The sequence below is a fragment of the Kitasatospora sp. NPDC018058 genome (assembly GCF_044327205.1).
Classification (GTDB): domain Bacteria; phylum Actinomycetota; class Actinomycetes; order Streptomycetales; family Streptomycetaceae; genus Kitasatospora.
Window position 1 is genome coordinate 174056 of record NZ_JBIRFA010000009.1, and the last position, 22053, is coordinate 196108.

A 22053-nucleotide genomic window follows, 5' to 3' on the forward strand; every position below is an offset into this window, starting at 1 on the left:
CGGGCCGGCCCGCCGCAGCGCCGCGGCGCGCGGCGGGCCGTGCCGCGCATTCCCGTAGTAACGATCGATTGAGGTTGAAGACCGTGAGCACTCCAGTCATCGGCGTCCTCGCCCTGCAGGGCGACGTCCGCGAGCACCTGGTGGCGCTGGCCGAGGCCGACGCGCTCGCCCGTCCGGTGCGCCGTGCCGAGGAGCTGGCCGAGGTCGACGCGCTGGTGATCCCCGGCGGGGAGTCCACCACCATGTCCAAGCTGGCGCTGCTGTTCGACGTGATGAACCCGGTGCGCGAGCGGGTCGCCGCCGGGATGCCGGTCTACGGCACCTGCGCGGGCATGATCATGCTGGCCGACAAGATCCTCGACGGCCGGGACGACCAGGAGACCGTCGGCGGCATCGACATGACGGTGCGCCGCAACGCCTTCGGCCGTCAGAACGAGTCCTTCGAGTCCGGGATCGCCTTCAAGGGCCTGGACGATGCGCCGGTGCAGGGCGTCTTCATCCGCGCCCCCTGGGTCGAGGCGGTCGGCGCGGGCGTCGAGGTGCTGGCCGAGCTGCCCGCCGCGGACGGTCCGGAGGCCCGGATCGTGGCGGTGCGCCAGGGCAACCTGCTGGCCACCTCCTTCCACCCGGAGCTCACCGGCGACCACCGGGTGCACGCCTACTTCGTGAAGATGGTCGAGGAGCACCTCGCCGCCCGGCCGGTAGGGCACCGGTAGCCGTGTGCGTTCCACCGGTGACGACACCGGTAAGATCTCATCTGTTTCATTTCCATTTGGCGACGTAAAGGAGCTGGCGATGTCCGGCCACTCTAAGTGGGCTACCACCAAGCACAAGAAGGCCGTGATCGACGCCAAGCGCGGCAAGCTCTTCGCCAAGATGATCAAGAACATCGAGGTGGCGGCGCGCACCGGCGGTCCCGACCCGGCGGGTAACCCGACCCTCTACGACGCCATCCAGAAGGCGAAGAAGAGCTCGGTCCCGATCGACAACATCAACCGCGCCGTCAAGCGCGGTGGCGGCCTGGAGGCCGGCGGCGCCGACTACCAGACCATCATGTACGAGGGCTACGGCCCGAACGGTGTCGCCGTCCTGATCGAGTGCCTCACCGACAACCGCAACCGCGCCGCCTCCGACGTGCGCGTCGCGATGACCCGCAACGGCGGCTCGATGGCCGACCCGGGCTCGGTGTCGTACCTGTTCACCCGCAAGGGCGTCGTGATCGTCCCCAAGGCCGACGGCGTGGACGAGGACAAGCTGTTCGAGGTCGTCCTCGACCAGGAGCCGGAGGAGATCAACGACCTCGGCGACTCCTTCGAGATCGTCTCCGAGGCCTCCAAGATGGTCGCCGTGCGCACCGCGCTGGTCGACGCCGGCGTCGACTACGACTCGGCCGAGGCCAACTTCCTCCCGAGCATGCAGGTCGAGCTGGACGTCGACGGCGCCCGCAAGATCCTGAAGCTGATCGACGCGCTGGAGGACAGCGACGACGTGCAGAACGTCTTCGCCAACTTCGACATCTCCGACGAGGTCGGTGTGCAGCTCGACGCCGAGTGATCACTGCGCGGTGATCGTCGGTGAGTGATCGTTCCCACTGCCCGGCCCGGTGGTCCCAGGACCGCCGGGCCGGTGTCGTCGGCGGGGTTGTCGGACCCGGACGGTAGCCTTCGCGCAGACCCTTCGCTGCGAGCCGAAGGGCGCGCCGGTGCCGAAAGTCACGAGCGGCAAGCGACCGAGGAGCGTCGGAGCGTGGGGGCACCTCCCGGCCGCCAGGCTGGGGTGGGGGCACCTCCCGGCCGCCAGGCTGGGGGAGAGCGTCGGCATCGGGTCAGAGCGCCCGGAGGCGAGTGGCGAGTCACAGAGAGGCGGGGCGCGACGTGCGGGTGCTGGGTGTGGACCCGGGGCTGACCAGGTGCGGGGTCGGCGTGGTCGACGGTGCGCCGGGCCGACCACTGCGGATGGTCGGGGTGGGCGTGGTGCGCACCCCCGCCGAGGCCGAGATCGGGCAGCGGCTGCTGCTGGTCGAGCAGGGGATCGAGGGCTGGCTGGACGAACACCGGCCCGACCTGGTCGCGGTCGAGCGGGTCTTCGCCCAGCACAACGTCCGGACCGTGATGGGGACGGCCCAGGCCAGCGCGGTCGCGATGCTCTGCGCCACCCGGCGCGGCATCCCCGTCACCCTTCACACCCCCAGCGAGGTCAAGGCCGCCGTCACCGGCTCCGGCCGGGCGGACAAGGCGCAGGTCACGGCCATGGTGCAGCGGCTGCTGCGGCTGGACGCCCCGCCCAAGCCCGCGGACGCCGCCGACGCGCTGGCGCTGGCCATCTGCCACATCTGGCGCGGTGGGGCGACCAACCGTCTGGAGGCCGCCGTCCAGGCCGCCCGCTCCACCTCCCGCTCCATGCCCCTGAAAGCCCGCTCCACTTCCGTGAAAGGCAGCATCCTGTGATCGCCTTCGTGCAAGGCCCCGTGGCGGCCATCTCCTCCGGCGTCGCGGTGGTCGAGGTCGGCGGGGTGGGCATGGCCGTGCAGTGCACCCCGAACACCCTGGCCGGTCTGCGACTGGGCGAGCCGGCCCGGCTGGCCACCTCGCTGGTGGTCCGGGAGGACTCGCTGACCCTGTTCGGCTTCGCGGACGACGACGAGCGCTCGGTGTTCGAGATCCTGCAGGCCGCGCCGGGCGTCGGCCCCAAGCTGGCGCAGGCGATCCTCGGCGTGCACAGCCCCGACGCGCTGCGCGCCGCGGTCGCCGGTGGGGACGAGAAGGCGCTGGTCGCCGTTCCGGGCATCGGCAAGGCGAAGGCCGCCAAGCTGCTGCTGGAGTACAAGGACAAGCTGGGCGCCCCGCACGGTGCGGTGCCCGCGCAGAAGCCGATCGCCAGCGGTCCGGCGCCGTGGAGCGAGCAGCTGCACTCCGCGCTGACCGGCCTCGGCTACGCCCCGCGCGAGGCGGACGAGGCGGTCGCCGCCGTCACCCCGGAGGCGGAGGCGCAGCAGACGCCGGACGTCGGCGCCCTGCTCCGGCTGGCGCTGCGCGGCCTCAACCGCGCCCGCTGAATCCCCTGACGATCTGTCCGTTTGTCGACACCGGAGACTTTGGAGCCCGCGAGGATGTACGACTCGGAACCTGCGGACCGGCTGGTCACGGCCGCCGCCGACGGCGAGGACCAAGCGGTCGAGGCGGCGCTGCGCCCCAAGCTGCTGGACGAGTTCATCGGCCAGGAGCGGGTGCGCGAGCAGCTGTCCCTGGTGCTCCAGGCGGCCCGCAAGCGCGGCAGCGCGCCCGACCACGTGCTGCTGAGCGGGCCGCCCGGGCTCGGCAAGACCACGCTGTCCATGATCATCGCCGCCGAGCTGGGCGCCCCGATCCGGATCACCTCCGGCCCGGCCATCCAGCACGCGGGGGACCTCGCGGCGATCCTCTCCTCGCTCACCGAGGGCGAGGTGCTCTTCCTCGACGAGATCCACCGGATGTCCCGGCCGGCCGAGGAGATGCTCTACATGGCGATGGAGGACTACCGGGTCGACGTGATCGTCGGCAAGGGCCCGGGTGCCACCGCCATCCCGCTGGAGCTGCCGCCCTTCACCCTGGTCGGCGCCACCACCCGGGCCGGCCTGTTGCCGCCACCGCTGCGCGACCGCTTCGGTTTCACCGGGCACATGGAGTTCTACGCCCCGAACGAGCTGCAGCGGGTGGTGTGCCGCTCGGCCACGCTGCTGGACGTCGAGATAGACCCGGCCGGCGCGGCTGAGATCGCCGGGCGCTCGCGCGGCACCCCGCGCATCGCCAACCGGCTGCTGCGCCGGGTCCGCGACTACGCCCAGGTCCGGCACGACGGCCAGGTCACCGCCGATATCGCCGCCCAGGCGCTGGACGTGTACGAGGTGGACGCCCGCGGTCTGGACCGGCTGGACCGCGCGGTGCTGGACGCGCTGCTGCGGCTGTTCGGTGGTGGACCGGTCGGTTTGTCGACACTCGCGGTCGCCGTGGGGGAGGAGTCCGAGACGGTCGAGGAGGTGGCCGAGCCCTTCCTGGTCCGCGAGGGCCTGCTCGCCCGCACCCCGCGCGGCCGGATCGCCACCGCCGCCGCCTGGCAGCACCTCGGCCTGACTCCACCGGTCCAGACCCCGCCGGTCCAGACCACCCGCAGCGCGGCGGCGGCCCAGCCGGAGCTGTTCCGGGAGGACGGAAGTTGACCGGCCTGGGCTGAACGGGTGAGAGGTGTCCGCCGGTTCCCGCCCGGCCCGGGCGCCGCACGGCGAGGAGATGCCAGGTGAGAAGTCCGGGGAAACTGTGCAGGCGGAGGGTCGCCACTTTCGGCGGCAGGATGCGATGCTTGGCGTTGTCCGATCAGTTCGGGGTCGCCTAGACTCCGCCGGACCGCCCCTCTCACCTGACGGGCCGACCCATACCACACAGGCCGCCGGTCGGCGGCCCGTAAAGGACCCTGGCTGCAGTGAACCTCATCATCCTTCTCCTCCCGATCATCGCGATCGTGCTCATGTTCCGGTCGCAGAAGAAGCGCCAGTCGCAGATGCAGCAGATGCAGACGTCGCTGGAGCCCGGGGCGGGGGTGCGCACCATCGGCGGCCTGTACGCCCAGGTGAAGGCGGTCAACGACGAGACCGTCGAGCTGGAGATCGCTCCCGGCGTGGTCACCCACTTCACCAAGAGCGCCATCGCGGCCGTCCTGGACCCCCAGGAGTACGACGCGATCATCAACGGCCGCCCCGCGGAGGACGAGCTGCCCGAGTCCGAGGACGCGGACGACGCGCCGGTCGAGGACAAGCCGCTGACGCTCACCAAGGACAGCGCCGAGAAGGGCGATGCCGAGGGCGGGGCTCCCGCGAGCAAGTAGTACGGCCGGGCAATCCGCCCGGTCGCGCGGCGCACTGCCGCGAGCCCACAGGACCTCAGGGCCGCAGAACCGCCATGTCCCCGTCCCGCCACGAGCCGGACGGGGGTCCGGCCGGGGAGGTGGCATGGACAGGGAGAAACGAGCAAGGTGGCAACACCCAAGTCGCGCCCGCGCGACGGCTACCCAGGGCGGGCGCTGGCCCTCATCCTGGTCGTCACCGTCGGACTGGTCGCCCTCATGTTCGGGACGGGCAACACCAAGCCCCGGCTCGGAATCGACCTCGCCGGTGGCACCAGCATCACGCTGACCGCGAAGTCGACCGATCCCAAGGCGGTCAACAAGTCCAACATGGACATCGCCGTCGGGATCATCGAGCGCCGGGTCAACGGAATGGGTGTCTCCGAGGCGGAGGTCCAGACCCAGGGCTCGGACACGATCATCGTGAACATCCCCAAGGGCGGCGACCGGCAGAACGCGGCGGACCAGGTCGGTACCACCGCGAAGCTGTTCTTCCGTCCGGTCCTGGCCGTGGCGCCCAGCGGTGTCACCCCGCCCGCGCCCACCGGCACCCCGTCCGCCGGCGCCACCGGCAGCCCGAGCGCCGCCCCCTCGGGCAGCGCCACCCCGTCGGCCGCCGCCGCGGCATCGGCCGGTGCGAGCTCCTCCGCCAGCCACGCGCCGACCGCCTCCGCGAGCGCCACCAAGCAGGGCCGCGCCGTCGGTGAGGCCCTGGCCGCCGAGGCCGCCAGCCCGTCGGCCGCCGCCACCGGCGCGAGCACCACCCCGTCCGCCGCCGCCACCGGTTCCGCGGCCCCGGCCGCCAGTGGCGCCCCGAGCGCCCCGGCCACCCCGCCGAGCGCCGCCGACCTGAGCGCCGCGATGACCCAGGGCACCGTGCCGCCGGAGCTGGCCGACGCCTTCGCGAAGCTCGACTGCTCCAAGCCCGAGGTCCGCGCCGCCCAGACCGGTGCCGAGGACAAGGCCATGGTGGCCTGCTCCCAGAAGCCCGAGCACGGCTACTACGAGAAGCTGGCCCTCGGCCCCGCGGCCGTGAAGGGCGCGGACGTCTCCAAGGCCCAGCCCACCCTCGACACCCAGACCGGTGGCGGCTGGCAGGTCCAGCTGCAGTTCAACGGCGCCGGCACCGACGCCTTCGCCAAGGTCACCGGCCAGCTGGCCACCCAGACCCCGCCGGCCAACCAGTTCGCCATCGTGCTGGACAACCAGGTCGTCTCGCACCCGCAGGTCAACGGCCCGATCCCGGGCGGCAGCGCGGTCATCACCGGCCAGTTCTCCCAGGCCGAGGCGCAGGACCTGTCCAACGTGCTGAGCTACGGCGCCCTGCCGCTGGAGTTCGCCAAGAGCGACATCACCACCGTCTCCCCGGCGCTGGGCAGCGACCAGCTCAAGGCCGGCCTGGTGGCCGGCGCGATCGGCATGCTGCTGGTGGTCGCCTACTCGCTGATCTACTACCGCGGCCTCGGCCTGGTCTCGATCGCCGGTCTGATCGTCTCGGCGATCCTGACCTACTCGATCATGAGCCTGCTCGGCGGCGGGATCGGCTTCGCGCTGAACCTGCCGGCGGTCTGCGGTGCGATCGTCGCCATCGGTATCACCGCCGACTCCTTCATCGTGTACTTCGAGCGCATCCGCGACGAGGTCCGCGAGGGTGCCCCGCTGCGTTCGGCGGTCCAGCGGGCCTGGCCGCGCGCCCGGCGCACCATCCTGGTCTCGGACTTCGTGTCCTTCCTCTGTGCCGCCGTGCTCTACGTGGTCTCGGTCGGCAAGGTCCAGGGCTTCGCGTTCACCCTGGGTCTGACCACCGCGCTCGACGTCGTGGTGATCTTCCTCTTCACCAAGCCGCTGATCACGCTGCTGGCCCGGCGCAAGTTCTTCGCCAACGGTCACCCGTGGTCCGGACTGGACCCGAAGCGGCTGGGCGCCCGCCCGCCGCTGCGCAGCAGCCGTCGCCGTACCCCCTCCTCTGCCGCCGTGAAGGAGGCCTGACACCGTGTCACGCTTCTCCAATCTGGGCCACCGGCTCTACCAGGGCGAGGTCAGCTTCGACTTCGTCGGGCGCCGTAAGCTCTGGTACTCGATCTCCGGTGTGATCGTGCTGGTCGCGGCGATCGGCCTGGCCATGGGCCTGCACCTGGGCATCGAGTTCAAGGGCGGCTCGGTCTACACCGTGACCAAGCCGGGCCTGACCGTCTCGCAGGCGCAGGACAAGGCCAACCAGGTCGTCTCCTCACACCCGCTGGTGCAGTCGACCGACAACAACAAGATCCGCATCCAGGTCAGCACGGACGAGCCGAAGAGCTCCGACGAGGTCCGCTCGCAGCTCGCCGACAAGATCGGCGTGCCGCTGGACACCGTCGAGGCCCAGGTCATCGGCCCCAGCTGGGGCAAGCAGATCTCCGACAAGGCGCTCACCGGCCTGATCATCTTCATGGTCCTGGTGACGGTCTACCTGGCGATCGCCTTCGAGTGGCGGATGGCGGTGGCCGCCCTGGTCGCCCTGATCCACGACCTCCTGATCACCATCGGTGTGTACGCCCTAGTGGGCTTCGAGGTCACCCCCGGTACGGTGATCGGGTTCCTGACCATCCTCGGCTACTCGCTCTACGACACGGTCGTCGTCTTCGACACCGTGAAGGAGAACACCAAGGACCTCACCAAGCAGAACAAGCGCACCTACAGCGAGGCGGCCAACGCCGGCCTCAACCAGACCCTGGTGCGGTCGCTCAACACCACCGTGGTGGCGCTCCTTCCGGTCGCCGCGCTGCTGTTCATCGGCGGCGGCTTCCTGGGCGCCGGCACTCTGAACGACATCTCGCTCGCGCTGTTCATCGGCCTCGCGGCCGGTGCCTACTCCTCGATCTGCGTCGCCACCCCGCTGCTGGCGCAGCTCAAGGAGGAGCAGCCGGAGATGAAGGCCCTGCGCAAGCGGGTCCTGCAGCACCGGGCCGCGGCCGCCAAGGTCGAGGGCTCGGACGCGGTGCCGTCGGACGAGGGTGCGGACGGGGACCAGCCCGCGGGTATGGTCGGTCAGCGCGGTCGGGCGGCCGGTGCCGCGCGGACCAAGGACCGTCCGTCCACCAAGCGCTGATTCCGACCCGACCCTAAGGACACCACCGTGACCACCGCCGACACCACACTGGCCGAGCTGCTGAACAGCCGGATCCGGGACGTCCCGGACTACCCGAAGCCGGGTGTGCTGTTCAAGGACATCGCGCCGCTGCTCGCCGACGCCGAGGCCTTCGCCGTCCTGACCCGGGCGCTGGCCGACCGGGCGAAGGAGCTCGGGGCGACCAAGGTGGTGGGCCTGGAGGCGCGCGGCTTCGTGCTGGCGGCCCCGGCGGCCTTCGCGGCCGGGCTCGGCTTCGTGCCGATCCGCAAGCAGGGCAAGCTGCCCGGCGAGGTGTTCCGGCGCTCGTACGAGCTGGAGTACGGCTCGGCGACGCTGGAGGTGCAGTGCGACGCCTTCGAGCCCGGTGAGAAGGTGCTGGTGGTGGACGACGTGCTGGCCACCGGCGGCACCATAGGCGCCTCGTTGGACCTGGTGAAGGAGGCCGGCGCCGAGCTGGCGGGCGTCGTGGTGCTGATGGAGCTGGGCTTCCTGGACGGCCGCGAGCGGCTGGCCGGGCACCTGGGCGGTGCCCCGCTGGAGACCCTGGTCACGGTCTGAGGGACGGGCCCGGAGACGGGCCGGAGGGACGGCGGTCGGAACATCCGACCGCCGTCCCTCCGTTTACGGGCCCGGCCGGATGAACACCGGGCCGCCCGGCTCGGTACCATGAAGATTCATCCCCTTCCGGTTGCGTCCGGTCCGCACGGGCCCCGGCAGGGGTCGGCCCCGGTGCCCCGAGGAGTGTCCTTGCCCGACGAGGTTGTGCCCACGGCCGCAGCGGCCACCCCCGAAAACCGTCCCACGCCCTCGGGGGCCACCCCGGCACGCCCGACGCCGACCTCCTCGCGCCCGCCCGCCCCGCTCGGCCGCGGCTCCGGTACCGGCGGCGGCATGCGCGCCCGGCTGGCCCGCCTCGGCGGCCAGCGCTCCAGCGTGCTGAACCCCGTTCTGGAGCCGCTGTTCCGCTCGATCCGGGCGAACGACCCCAAGGCCGACCCGGCGCTGCTGCGCGACATCGAGCGCGCCTACGCCGTCGCCGAGAAGTGGCACCGCGGGCAGAAGCGCAAGAGCGGCGACCCGTACATCACCCACCCGCTGGCCGTGGCGACCATCCTCGCCGAACTCGGCATGGACGCCCCGACCCTGATGGCCGGGCTGCTGCACGACACCGTCGAGGACACCGACTACGGCCTGGAGACCCTGCGCAAGGACTTCGGTGACTCGGTGGCCCTGCTGGTCGACGGCGTCACCAAGCTCGACCGGGTGAAGTTCGGCGAGGCCGCGCAGGCCGAGACCGTCCGCAAGATGGTCGTGGCGATGGCCAAGGACCCGCGCGTTCTGGTGATCAAGCTGGCCGACCGCCTGCACAACATGCGCACCATGCGCTACCTCAAGCGGGAGAAGCAGGAGAAGAAGGCCCGCGAGACGCTGGAGATCTACGCCCCGCTGGCGCACCGGCTGGGCATGAACACCATCAAGTGGGAGCTGGAGGATCTCGCCTTCGCGATCCTCTACCCCAAGATGTACGACGAGATCGTCCGACTGGTCGCCGAGCGCGCCCCCAAGCGGGACGAGTACTTGGCGACCGTCATCGACCAGGTCCAGTCGGACCTGCGCGGCGCCCGGATCACCGCCTCCGTCACCGGCCGGCCGAAGCACTACTACTCGGTCTACCAGAAGATGATCGTCCGGGGCCGGGACTTCGCCGAGATCTACGACCTGGTGGGCATCCGGGTCCTGGTCGACACCGTCCGCGACTGCTACGCGGCGCTGGGCACCATCCACGCGCGGTGGAACCCGGTGCCGGGGCGGTTCAAGGACTACATCGCGATGCCCAAGTTCAACATGTACCAGTCGCTGCACACCACGGTGATCGGTCCCGGCGGCAAGCCCGTCGAACTCCAGATCCGCACCTTCGACATGCACCGGCGGGCCGAGTACGGCATCGCCGCGCACTGGAAGTACAAGCAGCGCGCGGTCGCCGGGGCGTCCAAGGTCCGCACCGACACCCCGACCCAGGTCCGCAAGGACGACAAGGCCGGCGCCGTCAACGAGATGGCCTGGCTGCGGCAGCTGCTGGACTGGCAGAAGGAGACCGCCGACCCGGGCGAGTTCCTGGAGTCGCTCCGCTTCGACCTGGCCAGCAACGAGGTCTTCGTCTTCACCCCCAAGGGTGACGTGATAGCCCTGCCGGCCGGGGCGACCCCGGTCGACTTCGCCTTCGCGGTGCACACCGAGGTCGGTTACCGGACCATAGGGGCCCGGGTCAACGGACGGCTGGTGCCGCTGGAGTCGACCCTGGAGAACGGAGACACCGTCGAGGTGTTCACCTCCAAGGCGGAGAACGCCGGCCCGTCCCGGGACTGGCTGGGCTTCGTCAAGTCGCCGCGCGCCCGCAACAAGATCCGCGCCTGGTTCTCCAAGGAGCGCCGGGAGGAGGCGATCGAGCACGGCAAGGAGGCGATCGTCCGGGCGATGCGCAAGCAGGGCCTGCCGATCCAGCGGATCCTGACCGGGGACTCGCTGGTCACCCTGGCCCACGAGATGCGCTACCCCGACATCTCCTCGCTCTACGCCGCCATCGGCGAGGGGCACGTCGCCGCGCAGAACATCGTCCAGAAGCTGGTCCAGGCGCTCGGCGGCGAGGAGGGCGCGACCGAGGACCTCGCCGAGACCGCGACCCCGACCCACGACACCCGCCGGGCGGTCCGCCGCCGGGCCAAGGGCGATCCGGGCGTGATCGTCAAGGGCGTCGAGGACGTCTGGGTCAAGCTCTCCCGCTGCTGCACCCCGGTGCCTGGCGACCCGATCGTCGGCTTCGTCACCCGCGGCAACGGCGTCTCGGTGCACCGCGCCGACTGCGTCAACGTCGAGTCGCTGAGCCAGCAGCCCGAGCGGATCATCGAGGTCGAGTGGGCGGCCACCCAGTCCTCGGTGTTCCTGGTGGCCATCCAGGTCGAGGCGCTGGACCGCTCCCGCCTGCTCTCGGACGTCACCCGGGTGCTCTCCGACCAGCACGTCAACATCCTGTCGGCGGCGGTCCAGACCTCCCGGGACCGGGTGGCGATGAGCCGCTTCACCTTCGAGATGGGCGACCCCAAGCACCTGGGCCACGTGCTCAAGGCGGTGCGCGGTGTCGAGGGCGTGTACGACGTCTACCGCGTCACCTCCGCCCGCAAGTGACGGCGGCATGAGGAAGGCCCCCGGGGTGCTCCCCGGGGGCCTTCCTCGTTTCGAGCCTCAGCAGGCCTCAGCAGGCCGCAGGCGGTTCAGCCGGCTCAGCCGCTGAACTCCTCCTGGCTCTTGTGCGCCTGCTCCAGCAGGGTCTGCACGCCCGCCAGCTCGGACTCCAGCTTGGCGGCCTTGGCGGTGTTGCCGGCCGCGCGGGCCTTGTCCAGGTCGGCCTGGATCTTGTCGGCCTTGGCCTGGAACAGGCCCACCATGCCGGCCGCGCGGGCCTTGGCCTCCGGGTTGGAGCGCTTCCACTCGGCGTCCTCGGCCTCGCGGATCGCCCGCTCGACCGCGTTCAGCCGGCCGTCCAGCTTCGGACGGACGTCGCGCGGCACGTGCCCGATCGCCTCCCAGCGCTCGTTGACCTCGCGCAGCGCGGCCTTGGCGGCCTTCAGGTCGGTGATCGGCAGGATCGCCTCGGCCTCGACCGCCAGCGCCTCCTTGAGCTTCTGGTTGGCCACCTGCTCGGCGTCCCGCTCGCTGAACACCGAGGAACGGGCCTGGAAGAAGACGTCCTGAGCGCCGCGGAACCGCGCCCACAGCTCGTCCTCGACGTCCCGCTGCGCCCGGCCGGCGGCCTTCCAGCGCGCCATCAGGTCGCGGTACGCGGCCGCGGTGCTGCCCCACTCGGTGGACGAGGACAGCGCCTCGGCCTCGGCGACCAGCGCCTCCTTGGTCTGCCGGGCCTGCTCGCGCTCGGCGTCCAGGGTGGCGAAGTGCGCCTTGCGGTGCTTGGAGAAGACCGAACGGGCGTGCGAGAACCGGTGCCACAGCTCGTCGTCGCTCTTGCGGTCCAGCCGCGGCAGGCCCTTCCAGGTGTCCACCAGGGCGCGCAGCCGGTCCCCGGCCTCCCGCCACTGGGTGGACTCGGCGAGCTGCTCGGCCTCGGAGACCAGCGCCTCCTTGGCGGAGCGGGTCTCGTCCTGGGCCTTGGCGCGGGCGGCCTTGCGCTCCTCCCGCCGGGTCTCGATCTCACCGGCGAGCGTGTCCAGCCGCTTGGCCAGCGCGTCCAGGTCGCCCACCGCGTGCCCCTCGACCACCTGCGCGCGGAGGTGCTCCAGCGCGGTCTGGGCGTCCTTGGCGGCCAGGTCGGTGGTGCGCACCCGCTTCTCCAGCAGGCCGATCTCCACCTCGATGCCCTGGTACTTGCGCTCGAAGTAGGCGAGGGCCTCCTCGGGCGAGCCGGCCTGCCAGGAACCCACGGCGCGTTCGCCGTCGGCGGTCCTGACGTACACCGTGCCCTGCTCGTCCACACGGCCCCACGGGTCGCTGCTCATAGCGCGTCCTCCACATGACGTCGCGCCCGCGCCGGGGCGGCGCGCGTCCGTCGTCCACAGTTGATGTGCGGCGGACCGATGAGTCCGCCGTCCCCGTCCGCCGTGTCCTGCTGCCGCGGGTGACGGCTCGGCGGGTCCGGGCACCCTATACAACGCCAACATAGGCGACCAGGCCCGGTGCTGTCCGCATCCGGGCCGGGCGATTTCGGTCCGGGGCCGGGCGGGGGCGCCTGGAACGCCCGCCGCCGGTGGCCCCGGGGTCGGTCAACTCTTCGACACGGTAACCGAGTTGAAGGTGACGTCGGCCATCGGGTGGCCGTCCGGGGCGCCCTCCAGGGTGCCCGCGGCGGCGATCTTCTGGACCACGTCCAGGCCGCCGGTGATCTTGCCGAAGGGGATGTACTTCGGGGGCAGCTGGGTGTCCTTGTAGACCAGGAAGAACTGGCTGCCGTTGGTGTCCGGGCCGGAGTTGGCCATCGCCACGGTGCCCGCCGGGTAGGTGGCGCCGGTCAGGTTCTCGTCCTTGAACTTGTAGCCGGGGCCGCCCATACCGCCCGGGACGGTCGCGCTGGCGGTCGGGTCGCCGCACTGGAGCACGAAGATGCCGTCCGTGGTGAGGCGGTGGCACTTGGTGTGGTCGAAGTACTGCTCACCGGCCAGGAAGCTGAAGGAGTTCACGGTGTGCGGCGCCTTCGCCGCGTCCAGCGCGATCGTCACCTTGCCGCAGTTGGTGTCCAACGCCATGGTGTACGAGCCGCTCGGGTCGATCGACATGGCCGGCTCGGTCTTGAACTGCTTGCCGTTGGGCGCGCCCGGCGCCGGGGCGGTGCAGCCCTCGACCGGCTTGCGGGTCGGGGTGGCCTGCTCGGTGGGCGTGGCCTGGGTCGGCGCGGCCTGGGCGGAGGAGGCGGCCGAAGCGCTCTTGTCCCTGTCCGAGTCGAACGCGCCGGTGGCGAACAGCGTGCCGCCGCCGGCCAGCACCACGACGGCGAGCGAGGCGCCCATGATCGTGTTGCGGCGCTTGCGGGCGGCCGCCGCCTCGGAACGGCGCTGCATCTGGCGCTCGTACTTCTCGCGGGCGAGCTGCCGCCGCCGCTGTTCGCTGCTGACCACCGGCCGTGTCTCCTGAGGATGTGCGGAAAGAGTGGATGGATTCCGAAGCGGATCATCGCATCCATCGGCGGCCAAGTGTAGGGACCGGGCCCGTAAGAACGGGGTGAACCAGTCGGACGGCCCGGCCCGCCACCGCTATCTGGTTCGCAACCGGACCCGGCCCGCCGGTAGGCTGCCCTTACACATCACTACTGGTAGCCATCGCAGCTTGTCGCCGCACACCCGAAGGACGCGCGTGTTCATCGCCGGATTCCCCGCTGGAGCCTGGGGCACCAACTGCTACCTGGTCGCGCCGGCGGCGGGCGAGGAGTGCGTCATCGTCGACCCCGGCCACCAGGCCGCCCGAGGCGTCGAGGAACTCATCCGCGAGCACCGGCTCAAGCCCGTCGCCGTGCTGCTCACCCACGGCCACATCGACCACGTCGCCTCGGTGGTCCCGGTCTGCGGCGCCCGCGGCGTCCCGGCCTGGATCCACCCCGAGGACCGGTACATGATGTCCGACCCGGAGAAGGCGCTCGGCCGCTCCATGGGCACCCAGCTGATGGGCGAGATCACCGTCGGCGAGCCCGACGACGTGCGCGAGCTCACCGACGGCAGCGTGCTGGAGCTGGCCGGCCTGCAGCTCACGGTGGACCACGCCCCGGGCCATACCGGGGGGTCGGTGACCTTCCGGACGCCCGGTGCCGAGGACCTCCCCCCGGTGCTGTTCTCGGGCGACCTGCTGTTCGCCGGCTCCATCGGGCGTACCGACCTCCCGGGCGGGGACAGCGAGGCGATCATGCGCTCGCTGGCCCGGGTGTGCCTGCCCCTCGACGATTCCACCGTGGTCCTCTCCGGCCACGGCGGTCAGACCACCATCGGCCGCGAGCGCGCCACCAACCCCTACCTCCGACAGGCAGCGGGGGCGGCCGGCGCCCCGGCTTTCCCGCGACGAGGAATGTGACGGAAGAGAAGTTGAGCACCTTCACCGCCCCCAAGGGCACCTACGATCTGCTGCCTCCCAGCTCCGCGACCTTCCTGGCGATCCGCGAGCGCATCGCCGCGCCCGCCCGCCGGGCCGGTTACGGCTACATCGAGACCCCGGTCTTCGAGGACGTGAAGCTGTTCTCGCGCGGTGTCGGCGAGTCCACCGACATCGTCACCAAGGAGATGTTCTCCCTCACCAAGCGCGGCAAGGAGGACCTCGCGCTGCGCCCCGAGGGCACCGCCTCGGTGCTGCGCGCCGCGCTCCAGGCCAACCTGCACAAGCTGGGCAACCTGCCGGTCAAGCTGTGGTACTCCGGCTCGTACTACCGCTACGAGCGCCCGCAGGCCGGCCGCTACCGCCAGTTCTCCCAGGTCGGCGCCGAGGCGATCGGCGCCGAGGACCCGGCGCTGGACGCCGAGCTGATCATCCTGGCCGACGACGCCTTCCGCTCGCTGGGGCTGAGCAACTACTCGCTGCTGCTCAACAGCCTCGGCGACAAGCAGTGCCGCCCGGTCTACCGCGCCGCCCTGATCGAGTTCCTGGCCGGCCTCGACCTGGACGAGGAGACCCGCCGCCGCGCCGAGATCAACCCGCTGCGCGTCCTGGACGACAAGCGCGAGTCGGTGCAGGAGCAGCTGGTCGGCGCGCCGATGCTGCGCGACTTCCTCTGCGAGGACTGCAAGGCCTACGACGAGAAGGTCCGTGAGCTGCTCACGGCCAACGGCGTGGCCTTCGTCGACGACCCGAAGCTGGTCCGCGGCCTGGACTACTACACCCGCACCACCTTCGAGTTCGTGCACAACGGCCTCGGCGCCCAGTCCGCGATCGGCGGCGGCGGTCGCTACGACGGCCTGTCCGAGATGATCGGCGGCCCCGCGCTGCCGTCCGTCGGCTGGGCCCTCGGCGTGGACCGCACCTACCTGGCCCTGGAGGCCGAGGGCGTCGTCCTCGACCTGCCGGCCGCCACCTCCGTCTACGCCGTCGCGCTCGGCGAGGAGGCCAAGAACATCCTGTTCGCCAAGGTGACCGAGCTGCGCCGGGCCGGCGTCGCCACCGACCTCGCCTTCGGCGTCAAGAGCATCAAGAACGCCATGAAGTCCGCCGACCGGTCCGGCGCCCGCTTCGCCCTGATCGCCGGGGACCGGGACCTCGCCGAGGGCGTCGTCCAGCTCAAGGACATGAGCACCGGCGAGCAGACCCCCGTCGCCCTCGACGAACTCGTCACCACCCTGAAGGAGAAGCAGCTGTGATCCGCACGCACGACGCGGGCACGCTCCGCCCGGAGCACGCAGGCACCACCGTCACCCTGGCCGGCTGGGTCGCCCGCCGCCGCGACCACGGCGGCGTGGCCTTCATCGACCTGCGCGACGCCTCCGGCACCGTGCAGATCGTGGTCCGCGACCTGGACTCGGTGCACGGCCTGCGCGCCGAGTACTGCGTCAAGGTCGTCGGCGACGTCCGGGTCCGCCCCGAGGGCAATGAGAACCCGGAGATCCCGACCGGCGCCGTCGAGGTCGTGGTCAGCGGGATCGAGGTGCTCTCCGAGGCCGCCCCGCTGCCCTTCCCGGTCGCCGAGTACGAGCCGGGCACGGTCAACGAGGAGGTCCGGCTGCGCTACCGCTACCTGGACCTGCGCCGTGAGGGCCCGGCCAAGGGCCTGCGGCTGCGCTCGAAGGTCAACAACATCATCCGCCGGGTGATGGAGGAGAACGACTTCCTCGACATCGAGACGCCGTACCTCACCCGCTCCACCCCCGAGGGCGCCCGCGACTTCCTCGTCCCGGTCCGCCTGCAGCCCGGCCACTGGTACGCGCTGCCGCAGTCGCCCCAGCTGTTCAAGCAGCTGCTGATGGTGGCCGGCATGGAGCGCTACTACCAGATCGCCCGCTGCTTCCGCGACGAGGACTTCCGCGCCGACCGCCAGCCGGAGTTCACCCAGCTGGACATCGAGGCCTCCTTCGTCGACCAGGAGGACATCCTGGCCCTCGGCGAGAAGATCATCGGTGCCGTCTGGCGCGAGGTGCACGGCTACGAGATCCCCAACCCGCTGCCGCGGATGACCTACGCGGACGCGATGGGCCGCTACGGCTCCGACAAGCCGGACGTCCGCTTCGGTCAGGAACTCACCGACCTCACCGAGTACTTCAAGGGCACCGAGTTCCGCGTCTTCCAGGCCCCGTACGTCGGCGCCGTGGTCATGCCGGGCGGTGCCTCGCAGCCGCGCAAGCAGCTGGACGCCTGGCAGGACTGGGCCAAGGCGCGCGGCGCCAAGGGCCTGGCCTACGTGCTGATCGACGCCGAGACCGGCGAGCTGCGCGGCCCGGTCGCCAAGAACCTCTCCGAGGAGCACCTGGCCGGCCTCGCCGCCGCGGCCGGCGCCAAGAACGGCGACGCGGTCTTCTTCGCGGCCGGCAAGGAGCGCGCCTCGCAGGAGCTGCTGGGCGCCGCCCGTCTGGAGATCGGCCGTCGCTGCGAGCTGATCGACGAGTCCAAGTGGGCCTTCCTCTGGGTCGTCGACTTCCCGATGTTCGAGCCGATCGAGGACGACAAGGGCCAGTTCCAGGGCTGGCACGCGGTGCACCACCCGTTCACCGCCCCGACCGCGGAGTCGCTGGCCACCTTCGACACCGACCCGGGCTCGGCCCTGTCCAACGCCTACGACCTGGTCCTCAACGGCTCGGAGCTGGGCGGCGGTTCGATCCGTATCCACCAGCGGGACGTCCAGAAGCGGGCGTTCGACGCGATCGGCCTCTCCGAGGAGGAGGCGGCCTCGCAGTTCGGCTTCCTGCTGGACGCCTTCAACTACGGCCCGCCGCCGCACGGTGGTGTCGCCTTCGGCCTCGACCGGATCGTCACCCTGCTGGGCGGGTACGACACCATCCGCGACGTCATCGCCTTCCCGAAGACGTCCACCGGTGGTGACCCGCTGACCGGCGCCCCGACCCCGATCACCCCGGCGCAGCGCCGCGAGGCCGGCGTCGACGCCCAGCCGAAGGTCCGTGAGGACGCCAAGTCGGAGGCGCAGCCCAAGAGCTGACGAAGCGTCATCCGCTAACCTTCAACGGCCCCGGACGGTCCACCCACCGTCCGGGGCCGGTCCACAACGGCGTGAGACGCAGGGAGGGTTGACCATGCAGGTCACTCAGGTCACGACGAGAGTCGAGAGTCCACAGGACGCCCCGGCGACCAGGCGGGTCCACATGGCCGCGTTCCCCGGCCCGGACGAGGCCGATCTGGTGGACGCGCTGCGCCGCGATCCCGCCTGGCTGCCCGGGCTGTCGCTGGTGGCGGTGGACGAGTCCGGTCTGGTGATCGGGCACGCCCTGCTGACCCGGCTGCGGGTCGGCGACGGCGGGGGCGGCGGTGACGCGGTGGCGCTCGCGCCGGTCGCGGTCGCGCCCGAGTGGCAGCGCAAGGGCATCGGTGAACTCGTCGTCCGGGCCGCGCTCGCGGCGGCCGAGGAGGCGGGGGAGAAGCTGGTGGTCGTCCTCGGCGATCCGGGCTACTACGGCCGGTTCGGCTTCACCCCGGCCGGGCGGCACGAGGTCACCGGCCCGTTCGAGGTGCCGGAGGCGTACTTCCAGGCGCTGCCGCTGGCGGCGTACGACGGCGGCCCGCGCGGGCTCTGCCGCTATCCGGAGCCCTTCGTCGAGGTCTAGGGGCGAGTCGGCTCGTTCCTTCTCCCCGACCTGCGAGGTCACCGTTCTGCGCCTACGGTGAAAGGTCATCAGCAGGAGTCGGACGGAGGACCCGAGGGTGACCACCGAGCAGCGGACCGCGAAGCCGGAGCGACTGGCGAGGAGATCGTACGAGCGGGAGCTGCTGCGGCTGCAGCAGGAGCTGGCGAAGCTCCAGGAGTGGGTGCGGGTCGAGGGGGCCCGCGTGGTGGTGGTCTTCGAGGGGCGGGACGCGGCCGGCAAGGGCGGCGCGATCAAGCGGGTCACGGAGTACCTGAACCCACGCATCGCCAGGGTCGTGGCACTTCCCACCCCGACCGAGCGGGAGAAGACCCAGTGGTACTTCCAGCGGTACGTCGAACCCCTGCCGGCGGCGGGGGAGATCGTGCTGTTCGACCGGAGCTGGTACAACCGGGCCGGGGTCGAGCGGGTGATGGGCTTCTGCACCGACGAGGAGTACTGGCAGTTCCTGCACCAGTGCCCGACCTTCGAGCAGATGCTGATCGAGGCGGGCATCCTGCTGCGCAAGTACTGGTTCTCGGTGAGCGACACCGAGCAGCAGCGGCGGTTCCGGGACCGGCTGGAGGACCCGATGAAGCGCTGGAAGCTCTCCCCGATGGACGTCGAGTCGATCAAGCACTGGGAGGACTACTCGCGGGCCAAGGACGAGATGTTCCTGCACACCGACACCCCGGACTCGCCCTGGCACGTGGTGGAGAGCGACGACAAGCGCCGGGCCCGGATCAACATGATCGCCCACCTGCTCTCCACCGTGCCGTACCACGAGATCACCCCGCCGAGGATCGAGCTGCCGCCCCGCCCGGCCTCGCGCGGTTACCAGCGGCCCCCGCGTGATCTGCAGAAGTACGTCCCGGACCACGCCGCCGGGCTGGAGTAGCGGGTCGTCCGGACGGACGCGTGGTGTCGCCGGTGCCAGGGACCGGCCGTGCGTGCTGGACCGCCGTCCGCCGCGCGGGTAAGGGTGTCGGCGGCCTCGCATAGGCTTCCGGTGTGGACGAACCGGACCTCTTCACCGCCGCCGCCGAGGAACGCCAGAGCAAGGAGCCCGGGCGGGCGCCCCTGGCCGTACGGATGCGCCCGCGCACCCTGGACGAGGTGGCCGGGCAGCGGCAGCTGCTGAAGCCCGGGTCCCCGCTGCGGCGGCTGGTCGCGAACTCGCGCGGGCCCGCGGCCACCAGTTCGGTGATCCTCTGGGGGCCGCCCGGCACCGGCAAGACCACCCTCGCCCATGTGATCAGCCAGGCCGTGGAGGGCCGCTTCGTCGAGCTGTCCGCGATCACCGCCGGGGTCAAGGAGGTCCGGGCGGTGATCGACGGCGCCCGGCGGGCGGTCGGCATGTCCGGCAAGGAGACGGTGCTCTTCCTGGACGAGATCCACCGCTTCTCCAAGGCCCAGCAGGACTCGCTGCTGCCGGCCGTGGAGAACCGCTGGGTCACCCTGATCGCGGCCACCACCGAGAACCCGTACTTCTCGGTGATCTCCCCGCTGCTGTCCCGCTCGCTGCTGCTCACCCTGGAGTCGCTGACCGACGAGGACATCCGGGTGCTGCTGCGCCGCGCGGTGGCCGACGAGCGCGGCCTGGAGGGCGCGCTGGAGCTGACCGCGGAGGCCGAGGACCACCTGGTGCGGCTGGCCGGCGGGGACGCCCGGCGGGCGCTCACCACGCTGGAGGCGGCGGCCGGGGCGGCGCTGGAGAAGGGCGAGGCGAGCATCACGCTGGCCACCACCGAGACGGCCGTCAACCAGGCGGCGGTGCGCTACGACAAGGACGGCGACCAGCACTACGACGTGGCCAGCGCGCTGATCAAGTCGATCCGCGGCAGCGACGTGGACGCCACCCTGCACTACCTGGCCCGGATGATCGAGGCGGGGGAGGACCCGCGGTTCATCGCCCGGCGGCTGATGATCTCGGCCAGCGAGGACGTCGGCCTGGCGGATCCGACGGCACTGCAGACGGCGGTGGCGGCGGCCCAGGCGGTGGCCCTGATCGGCTTCCCGGAGGCCCGGATCATCCTGTCCCAGGCGGCGATCGCGCTCGCCCTGGCGCCCAAGTCCAACTCGGCCTACCTGGCGATCGACGCGGCGCTGGCGGACGTCCGGCAGGGTCTGGCGGGGGCGGTGCCGCCGCACCTGCGGGACGCCCACTACGGCGGTGCGGGCAAGCTCGGCCACGGCAAGGGCTACCAGTACCCGCACGACCTGCCGGAGGGCATCGCGGCCCAGCAGTACGCGCCGGACGCGGTGCACGGCCGGGAGTACTACCAGCCGAACCGGCGCGGCGGCGAGGTCCGGTACGCGGACACCGTGGAGTGGACGCGCGGTCGGCTGCGGGGGGAGCGCCGGGTGGAGAAGAAGGCCGCGAAGGGGGTCGAGAAGGCCGAGGCGAAGGCCGACCGGCAGCCCGAGGAAAAGGCGGACTGATCCAGCGGTATACTTCGTCGGAGTGCCGTGTCCCGGGACGGCGGCGGGGGAGACCCCACCGACCGGCCGCACCAGCGGGGCACCGGCCGTAGGCCTCCGTCAGGAGGCCCGCACCAGGAGCGTCGCGCACCGTTTCGGTGTCGCGGACGGCCCGGCTTCCGGGCCCTTCGTGTGACCAGCACTTCTCGTGCCCGGCTCCGGAGAGCGGCTGACCCTCGCGCAGGCGGTGGGTTTTCTCCGGGTCGCGACATGCGACCTCCGTCAACACCTGGTGAAAGCCGTATTCGTAAGCAAGGAAGGTTTGGTTCATGGCGAACCAGAAGCGTCCCAAGGTCAAGATCGCTCGTGCGCTCGGCGTGCCGCTGACCCCGAAGTCCGTCAAGTACTTCGAGGCCCGCCCGTACCCGCCCGGCCAGCACGGCCGTGGTCGCAAGCAGAACTCGGACTACAAGGTCCGTCTGCTCGAGAAGCAGCGTCTTCGCGCCCAGTACGACCTGAGCGAGAAGCAGCTGTCGCGTGCGTTCGACCGCGCGAAGAAGGCCGAGGGCAAGACCGGTGAGGCGCTCGTCGCCGAGCTGGAGACCCGTCTGGACTCGCTGGTGCTGCGTTCGGGCATCGCCCGCACCATCTACCAGGCCCGCCAGATGGTCGTCCACGGCCACATCGAGGTCAACGGTGGCAAGGTCAACAAGCCGTCGTTCCAGATGAAGCCGGGCTACGTGGTCACCGTCCGCGAGCGCAGCAAGGAGAAGGTCCCGTTCCAGGTCGCCCGTGAGGGTGGCTACGCGGGTGAGGGCCAGACCCCGAAGTACCTCGAGGTCAACCTGAAGGCCCTGGCCTTCCGCCTGGACCGTGCGCCGCAGCGCAAGGAGGTCCCGGTGATCTGTGACGAGCAGCTGGTCGTCGAGTACTACTCGCGCTGACCCGCGCTCGGTTCCGCAGTTCGCGAAACCACCAGCGAGCCCCCGTCGCCTTTCGAGGCGGCGGGGGCTCGCTGCTTCTCGCCCGGGGCCCGGAGGCCGGGGCCTAGAGGTCCTCGCCGGTCATCACGGCGGCCAGCCGCAGGTGCGGGCGGGCCTCCTCGGCGCGGCCCTGGCGCTCAAGGGTGCGGCCGAGCATCAGCCGGGCGTAGTCCTCGGCCGGGGCGAGGTCGAGGATCCGGCGCAGTTCGGCCTCGGCGCGGCCGAGCTGGGCGGAGTGGTAGTAGCTGCGGGCCAGCAGCAGCCGGACGGAGAGGTTGGCCGGCTCCTCGGTCAGCACGCCTTCGAGCATGCGGGCGGCATCGGCGTACGCCTTGGACTCGAAGTAGAAGTTCGCGAGGCGGTACTCGTCGTGGACGGCCATGGTGCTCCTTCCGGG

20 protein-coding genes are annotated in these 22053 nt (G+C 71.3%); 17 read left to right on the forward strand and 3 right to left on the reverse strand.

Translation table 11 applies throughout. The annotated features are described in order from the left end of the window. Positions 1-83: 83 nt before the first annotated feature. The 10 genes from pdxT to ACH4E7_RS15375 all read left to right on the forward strand — a co-directional run bounded on the left by pdxT (position 84) and on the right by ACH4E7_RS15375 (position 11170). Complete coding sequence (pdxT, locus tag ACH4E7_RS15330; protein ID WP_396249517.1) at positions 84-716, forward strand: pyridoxal 5'-phosphate synthase glutaminase subunit PdxT; 633 nt, start codon at positions 84-86, stop codon at positions 714-716. Positions 717-795: 79 nt separating this feature from the next. Next, the gene (locus ACH4E7_RS15335; RefSeq protein ID WP_396249518.1) at positions 796-1554 is read left to right on the forward strand and encodes a YebC/PmpR family DNA-binding transcriptional regulator; all 759 of its coding nucleotides are present in this window, start codon (positions 796-798) and stop codon (positions 1552-1554) included. Between the two features lie 320 nt (positions 1555-1874). Continuing rightward, positions 1875-2447 (forward strand): crossover junction endodeoxyribonuclease RuvC, encoded by a 573-nt coding sequence (ruvC, locus tag ACH4E7_RS15340; protein WP_396249623.1) that lies wholly within the window; start codon positions 1875-1877, stop codon positions 2445-2447. Further along, on the forward strand, positions 2444-3055 hold the full coding sequence (ruvA, locus tag ACH4E7_RS15345) for a Holliday junction branch migration protein RuvA (protein WP_396249519.1): 612 nt from the start codon (positions 2444-2446) through the stop codon (positions 3053-3055). Before ruvC ends, ruvA begins: the two co-directional genes overlap by 4 nt. Before the next feature lie 54 nt (positions 3056-3109). After that, positions 3110-4195, forward strand: a complete 1086-nt coding sequence (ruvB, locus tag ACH4E7_RS15350; RefSeq protein WP_396249520.1) for a Holliday junction branch migration DNA helicase RuvB — start codon at positions 3110-3112, stop codon at positions 4193-4195. 260 nt (positions 4196-4455) lie between these two features. Further along, positions 4456-4857, forward strand: a complete 402-nt coding sequence (gene yajC, locus ACH4E7_RS15355; protein WP_396249521.1) for a preprotein translocase subunit YajC — start codon at positions 4456-4458, stop codon at positions 4855-4857. 147 nt (positions 4858-5004) lie between these two features. Next, the gene (secD, locus tag ACH4E7_RS15360; protein ID WP_396249522.1) at positions 5005-6864 is read left to right on the forward strand and encodes a protein translocase subunit SecD; all 1860 of its coding nucleotides are present in this window, start codon (positions 5005-5007) and stop codon (positions 6862-6864) included. Positions 6865-6868: 4 nt separating this feature from the next. Then, positions 6869-7966 carry a protein translocase subunit SecF gene (gene secF, locus ACH4E7_RS15365; RefSeq protein WP_396249523.1) on the forward strand — a complete coding sequence of 366 codons (1098 nt, stop codon included), beginning with the start codon at positions 6869-6871 and terminating at the stop codon, positions 7964-7966. A gap of 27 nt (positions 7967-7993) precedes the next feature. Then, the gene (locus ACH4E7_RS15370; protein ID WP_396249524.1) at positions 7994-8545 is read left to right on the forward strand and encodes an adenine phosphoribosyltransferase; all 552 of its coding nucleotides are present in this window, start codon (positions 7994-7996) and stop codon (positions 8543-8545) included. 189 nt (positions 8546-8734) lie between these two features. Then, the gene (locus tag ACH4E7_RS15375; protein WP_396249525.1) at positions 8735-11170 is read left to right on the forward strand and encodes a RelA/SpoT family protein; all 2436 of its coding nucleotides are present in this window, start codon (positions 8735-8737) and stop codon (positions 11168-11170) included. Between the two features lie 95 nt (positions 11171-11265). Here ACH4E7_RS15375 and ACH4E7_RS15380 read toward each other — a convergent pair whose 3' ends face one another. Further along, entirely contained in the window at positions 11266-12495 is a 1230-nt protein-coding gene (locus tag ACH4E7_RS15380; RefSeq protein WP_396249526.1) for a DUF349 domain-containing protein, read from the reverse strand. A 264-nt stretch (positions 12496-12759) separates the two neighbouring features. Then, positions 12760-13608: a peptidylprolyl isomerase gene (locus ACH4E7_RS15385; RefSeq protein ID WP_396249527.1), complete on the reverse strand. Its 849-nt coding sequence runs from the start codon at positions 13606-13608 to the stop codon at positions 12760-12762. 235 nt (positions 13609-13843) lie between these two features. Between ACH4E7_RS15385 and ACH4E7_RS15390 the strand changes: the two genes are divergently transcribed. From ACH4E7_RS15390 to rpsD, 7 genes are all read left to right on the forward strand, one after another. Beyond that, positions 13844-14551, forward strand: coding sequence for an MBL fold metallo-hydrolase (locus tag ACH4E7_RS15390; protein WP_396249528.1), 708 nt, complete (start codon positions 13844-13846; stop codon positions 14549-14551). 11 nt (positions 14552-14562) lie between these two features. After that, on the forward strand, positions 14563-15825 hold the full coding sequence (hisS, locus tag ACH4E7_RS15395; RefSeq protein ID WP_396249529.1) for a histidine--tRNA ligase: 1263 nt from the start codon (positions 14563-14565) through the stop codon (positions 15823-15825). Continuing rightward, the gene (aspS, locus tag ACH4E7_RS15400; RefSeq protein WP_396249530.1) at positions 15822-17612 is read left to right on the forward strand and encodes an aspartate--tRNA ligase; all 1791 of its coding nucleotides are present in this window, start codon (positions 15822-15824) and stop codon (positions 17610-17612) included. The genes hisS and aspS overlap by 4 nt, the downstream gene beginning before the upstream one ends. A 94-nt stretch (positions 17613-17706) precedes the next feature. Further along, positions 17707-18234 (forward strand): GNAT family N-acetyltransferase, encoded by a 528-nt coding sequence (locus ACH4E7_RS15405; RefSeq protein ID WP_396249531.1) that lies wholly within the window; start codon positions 17707-17709, stop codon positions 18232-18234. A gap of 97 nt (positions 18235-18331) precedes the next feature. Further along, entirely contained in the window at positions 18332-19150 is an 819-nt protein-coding gene (gene ppk2, locus ACH4E7_RS15410; RefSeq protein WP_396249532.1) for a polyphosphate kinase 2, read from the forward strand. 113 nt (positions 19151-19263) lie between these two features. Further along, a complete protein-coding gene (locus ACH4E7_RS15415; protein ID WP_396249533.1) occupies positions 19264-20694 on the forward strand; it encodes a replication-associated recombination protein A in 1431 nt (476 codons plus the stop codon). A 308-nt stretch (positions 20695-21002) separates the two neighbouring features. Further along, complete coding sequence (gene rpsD, locus ACH4E7_RS15420; RefSeq protein WP_270148363.1) at positions 21003-21617, forward strand: 30S ribosomal protein S4; 615 nt, start codon at positions 21003-21005, stop codon at positions 21615-21617. A 103-nt stretch (positions 21618-21720) separates the two neighbouring features. On the opposite strand, the gene ACH4E7_RS15425 is transcribed toward rpsD, so the two are convergent. After that, the gene (locus ACH4E7_RS15425) at positions 21721-22038 is read right to left on the reverse strand and encodes a tetratricopeptide repeat protein (protein ID WP_396249534.1); all 318 of its coding nucleotides are present in this window, start codon (positions 22036-22038) and stop codon (positions 21721-21723) included. Positions 22039-22053: the final 15 nt, after the last annotated feature.